The organism is Massiliimicrobium timonense, from assembly GCF_002160865.1.
GTDB lineage: Bacteria > Bacillota_I > Bacilli_A > Erysipelotrichales > Coprobacillaceae > Allocoprobacillus.
The window spans coordinates 1-5,295 of record NZ_NFLJ01000070.1; the positions used below are offsets into that span (position 1 = coordinate 1).

The 5,295-nt window shown below is 32.0% G+C and carries 7 protein-coding genes; 2 read left to right on the forward strand and 5 right to left on the reverse strand.

Features of this window, described 5'->3' with window-relative positions:
• The 3 genes from B5E75_RS14480 to B5E75_RS13905 form a co-directional block, all read right to left on the reverse strand.
• The coding region (locus B5E75_RS14480) for a family 1 glycosylhydrolase (protein WP_143746978.1) at positions 1-154 on the reverse strand (154 nt) is incomplete at its 3' end.
• A gap of 2 nt (positions 155-156) precedes the next feature.
• Positions 157-1,497 carry a PTS sugar transporter subunit IIC gene (locus B5E75_RS13900; protein WP_087360492.1) on the reverse strand — a complete coding sequence of 447 codons (1,341 nt, stop codon included), beginning with the start codon at positions 1,495-1,497 and terminating at the stop codon, positions 157-159.
• A gap of 158 nt (positions 1,498-1,655) precedes the next feature.
• Positions 1,656-2,369 (reverse strand): MurR/RpiR family transcriptional regulator, encoded by a 714-nt coding sequence (locus tag B5E75_RS13905; RefSeq protein WP_162607712.1) that lies wholly within the window; start codon positions 2,367-2,369, stop codon positions 1,656-1,658.
• Positions 2,370-2,503: 134 nt separating this feature from the next.
• Here B5E75_RS13905 and B5E75_RS13910 point away from each other — a divergent pair, with 134 nt between their 5' ends.
• Together B5E75_RS13910 and B5E75_RS13915 are read left to right on the forward strand one after the other, a co-directional pair.
• Positions 2,504-2,893: a hypothetical protein gene (locus B5E75_RS13910; protein ID WP_087360498.1), complete on the forward strand. Its 390-nt coding sequence runs from the start codon at positions 2,504-2,506 to the stop codon at positions 2,891-2,893.
• 21 nt (positions 2,894-2,914) lie between these two features.
• Positions 2,915-3,814 (forward strand): MurR/RpiR family transcriptional regulator, encoded by a 900-nt coding sequence (locus B5E75_RS13915; RefSeq protein ID WP_087360501.1) that lies wholly within the window; start codon positions 2,915-2,917, stop codon positions 3,812-3,814.
• Positions 3,815-3,819: 5 nt separating this feature from the next.
• On the opposite strand, the gene B5E75_RS13920 is transcribed toward B5E75_RS13915, so the two are convergent.
• Both B5E75_RS13920 and B5E75_RS13925 read right to left on the reverse strand, forming a co-directional pair.
• Complete coding sequence (locus B5E75_RS13920; protein WP_087360504.1) at positions 3,820-4,428, reverse strand: DUF1349 domain-containing protein; 609 nt, start codon at positions 4,426-4,428, stop codon at positions 3,820-3,822.
• A gap of 22 nt (positions 4,429-4,450) precedes the next feature.
• Positions 4,451-5,011, reverse strand: a complete 561-nt coding sequence (locus B5E75_RS13925) for a sugar O-acetyltransferase (RefSeq protein WP_087360507.1) — start codon at positions 5,009-5,011, stop codon at positions 4,451-4,453.
• Positions 5,012-5,295 lie beyond the last annotated feature (284 nt).

Genomic DNA, 5,295 nt, shown 5'->3' on the forward strand with positions numbered 1-5,295 from the left:
CATTTTCATCAATGACAGGTGTAATCTTTCTTGGACTGGCATGGCTACCTACAGTCATAATATCTGATACATTGATACCTTTGCCACCATCACGCCATCCACCTTCAACTTGATGGGCGGCAACTGCACCGCCCCATAAAAAACTAGCTTTCATCTTTATTCACCTTCACCAGCTTGTTCTGCCTTAACAGCTGCTCTTGTACTTGCCATAACAAATGGTAAATAAATGACTGTACTAATAGCTACACAGACAAATCCAATGACGAGTGCCATAATACTTGTTGCTCCCGAACCTAAAAATGGAATCAAGAATCCCGGTGTTGTCCAAGCTACACTATAAGCAACCGGTGGAATGATTTGAATCACTTCAACACAGAACCACCCAAAAATATTACATACAACTGGTGCTAAAATAAATGGAACCATATACATAGGATTCATAACAAGTGGGAAACCAAAAATAATTGGCTCATTGATGTTAAATAATCCCGGTGCTAAAGACATCTTCGCAATTTGATATTGTGCTTTATTTTTACGTCCAGCAATAAACATCGCAATAATCAAACCTAGAGTTGCTCCTGAGCCACCTGTATTACCAAATGCATCATTGATTGATCCCCAGTTGACTGGATAAGGGGCACCCCATGCCGTTCCATTGGCAGCAACATAAGCTAAGTTGGCATTGGCTTGTTCTGTGAAAATAACAGAACGCAATGCATTTAATGTATTTGGTCCATGAATACCTAATACCCATAAGAATTGTTGTACCACAACAAATGTTAATATTGTTCCCATTGAACTTCCTAAAGATGTTAATGGTGCCTGAATTGCATTATAAATAAGCACTTGAATACCATCAGCTGTAATTTTACCAAAAATAAAGTTAATCACACCAGTTAATCCAAGTACAATCATAATAGGAATTAATAAGTTAAATGATTTAGAAACAGCTGGTGGAACCATTGCTGGCATAGAAATTCTTAATTTAGAATTACGTCCTAAACGTGTCAAAATTTCAGCAACAAATAAACCAACAAATAAAGCAACGAATAGACCTTGTGCTCCTAAATAAGTTGTTGTTAAACCTGCACCAGATTCATCAGCAAAAGCTCTTGAAGCAGGATACAAAATGAAATATGCAGAAAGAGATGTTACACCACATAAAACTTTATCTCCTTCCATTTCTTCAGCTAATTGATAGGCTGTTAAAAAAGCAATTAAAACAGCTAAGATATTTGTTGTCCCGTTAATAACTGAATTGAGGACTGCTTGATATTCAGCTAAATTAGGAATCAAATCTCCTAAATGAAGCAAACTAGCAATGAATCCATTTGGATCTAATAAAACATTGTTAATCAATAAAACCATTGACCCTGCCATTGTCAGTGGGAATGATAATGTAAATGCATCACGCACTGCAGCGACATGTCTTTGACCATTGATTTTAGCAGCAAATGGAACAAAGAACTTTTCCATTGTTGCCTGTAACTTGTCCATAATTTTTCCTGCCTTATCTCAATTTTGACAGATAATTTGAAACCGGTTTCTTATCTACGTCAGCATTATAACAAACCCCTCTAAGCAAAAAAAGGGGTTTTCCCCATTCATCATTTTCATTCATTTTTAACAAAAAATAACATTTTTGTAACAAAACGTTACACTTCCATTGTCATTCCTGCCAACTTTTCAATAATACACATTGCCGGTATTTGAGATGTTAATTCTCTATCATTAATACGATGTCGATTGATATAATAAGGAATCATAAGATGACTTAGTCTTGATAATGTATTATTTTCCGTAGCACTAATGCCTATAATATGACATCCACTTTCTTTACAGCCATGTAACATGCTGATTGTTTCCACCGTTTCTCCTGATACTGACAAAACAATCACCACACATTTTTCACCAGAAAATGTCATATTCGTATAAGGATCATGTATCGCAACAGATAATTTCCCATAGTTTGTAAAACATCTTGCTCCATAATCAGCCATAATTCCCGAATCACCAATACCAATAAACAACAATATATCTGCATTACCAATCATTGTCGTGGCTTCACTAAATTTTTCTCGATAAAAAGGACTATCCAACTTTTCGATACAATGAATGATTTCAGCAAAATCATATTTTTTTAAAAGTGTTTTTTCTCTTAATTCATTTTTAAAGACATATTTCAATTCTTTAAAGCCATCATATCCAAGCTTTTTACAAAAACGTAAAATAGATGCTGTAGATGTTGAAACACCATCTGCTAACTCACGAATACTCATATATGGGAATTCTAATTCATGGGTAATGATATACTCATAAATCTTCATTTCTAATGGATTAAACTGTTGAATCTGTTCCTTTGTAAACATTCTTATCACCTTTTTTATCATATCAAAATTCAAACTTTTCCAAAAGAAAAACATTACCTTTTCTATCATTTTATATTGTATTTATTATGCTTTTTGAATAAAATATTCTTATAAATATAAACAGGAGGCATATGATGCAGGTAGAAAGACTTAATTTAGAAACAAATGAAAAAGAAAAAGTGGATTGTATAGGTATTGTTCAATTTATTGGACATGATAAAAATGCTGATTTAACAGATGGAAAGAATTATTATGTGATTGGATTTCATCAACAATTATTAAAAGTTATTGATGATACACAAGATTATTATTACTATATTCCCTTTGATGCAAATGATATTGGTCAAAAAGAAGGCATTGTGAGTGGTTTTCATATTATTGAAGATCCTACTGGTAAAATTCATGAATTGTTTGCTTCTTATAAAAAGGATTTTGACTTAAAACAAAAGAAACGTTCTCAAAAACTTTCTCAACGTCTTATTCAATGGAAATTAAAAAAACTAGATGAAAAGGAATCAAAATAAACATTCTTTAAGAGGTCTATCATGTCATTATTTCAAAAATTAAAAGAAAGTCAAAAATTTACTCACAATGAACAAGCTGTCATGGATTTTATACTCAATAATCCTCAAGAAGTTATTAATTTAAGTGTTGATGAATTAGCTAAAGTCACTTATACATCTCCTTCGTGTATTGTCAGATTAACTAAAAAGTTGGGTGTGAAAGGTTATTCTGATTTTAAAATCAAATTCGCTTCAGAACTCAATTCTTTAATTCTCAATGAAAAACGCATTGAAATCAATATGCCTTTTGAACAAAATATCAAAGAAGAAGATATTCCTAAAAGATTTTATCAAATGTATCATCAAGTTATTGATGATGTTTATCATTCATTAGATATTCAACAATTAAAAAATATTGCTCATTTATTGTATCATTCTGATGCTATTACAGTATATGGTGTAGGTTCTTCATTATTAATTGCTCAGGATTTTGTTATGAAATGTCAAAAACTTAGGCTACCAATCTACTGCAATACTCAAATAGGTTTTGAAAATGTCCATCGTTTTAAAACATCTAAAAATCCTATTGCTTTTATTATCAGTAATAACGCTACGAGTACAAGAGTTAAAAATTGGGTATTTGAAAATATTCATTTGAATATTCCTGTTATTTTAGTGACTTCTAATGAAAATTCACCTTTAATCAAGCTTTGTAAATATGCTGTGATTTTAAAACATGGTGAAAATAACATTATCAAACAAGGGGCTTTTGCGTCTAAAATATCTATGACATTTTTATTAGATAATATCTATATGCTCATCTTTATGAAAGATTATGAAAACAATATTCATTATATTTATCACTTTGAAAACTCTGTTATCAAAGATCGACAAAATAGACGTCAATATGAATATAACCATCAAAAAGATCATCATAAGTGATCTTTTTATTTTTCATCTGGTTGTTGTCCATCATGTGCCAGCCATTGACATTCTCCCATCATCATATGAGTAAATGTCGCTTTGAATGATGAATTTTCTGGACTTGCTGCATATATACCAAATTGAATTTCATCTATAGCTTGATTCATATGACAAATACGCATTTGTTGAAAGACTTGACCATCATTTGAACACTCTATACAAAAATCATCTTCTCGTCTGCTTAAACGATACCACATAGACTTTATAGAAGCTGGAATAGATATCGTTGCCCAATCAGAATATCCATTATTTGTTACAACACTACCTAATCTTTGAAATGCTTCATTTTCATATTCAATAGAAGCCTTTAACCAATTTTCACTATCCAAATACATCACAATGCCACATTGATCAAAACGCTGATGACTCTCAAATTCAGTTTTGACTACAAATGAAAAATATTTTTCTTTTGTTTTCATCTGTAAAACAGGAGCATTATCATTTCTAAAATGATAATAAGTCCTTTGCCATAAATCTGTATATGGCTTTGTAATCATTTCAATTTTATCCTCTTTTATATCATAGCTTTGAGGTTCTCTTGTCCACTTTAACTGACTTATATCAAATTCCATAATTTTCTCCTTACTTAATCTATCATTGATTTATTGTTTTGATCACTCTCGCTGGAACTCCTGCAACAACTGAATTGTCTGGTATATCATTAACAACGATACTTCCAGCTCCTATCACGCAACCACTTCCAATCGTAACACCCGGCATGACACTGACATTCGCACCAAACCAGCAGTTATCCCCAACGACAATCGGTAATGCCTGTTCAAGACCATCATTACGTCTTTGATAATCAAGTGGATGTTTTGCAGTATAGAAACCACATGAAGGTCCAATAAAAACGTGATTGCCTATAGTTATCTTAGCTCCATCCATAAAATAACAATTATAATTGACAAAAACATACTCACCAAATTGTATATGCTTTCCATAATCACATTGAAAAGGTGCAACAATCTCTAAGCTCTTTGGTAAATAACCTAAAATCTGTTCCATAATCTTATTCTTTTGTTCAAAACAACTTGGTTTTGTTAAATTATATTCATGACATAAATCAAAGCACTGATACCTTTTTTTAACGAGTTCTTCATCATAGTTTGCATCATACCATAACCCCTGTTTCATCTTTTCTAATTCTGTCATATCTTTCATTCTTCCTTTCTGTATTTGCTAATATAAGTATTATAACGATTATCACATTATTATACAATACAATAGAGTAGAGGGAAGAAATTAATCTTCGCCCCTCTCATTGCACCGTACGTACGGGTCTCGTATACGGCGCTACATTTATATGTTAATACAACTTATCTTAGATAGTATGCGAGGGGATTGACCAAACCAGGTCTTTCCTCTTTTCTTATGGCTAGAATATCCGCATTAAGTAAGAAGTTAACTACATTCCCATTTGCTTGTCTATATAGTCC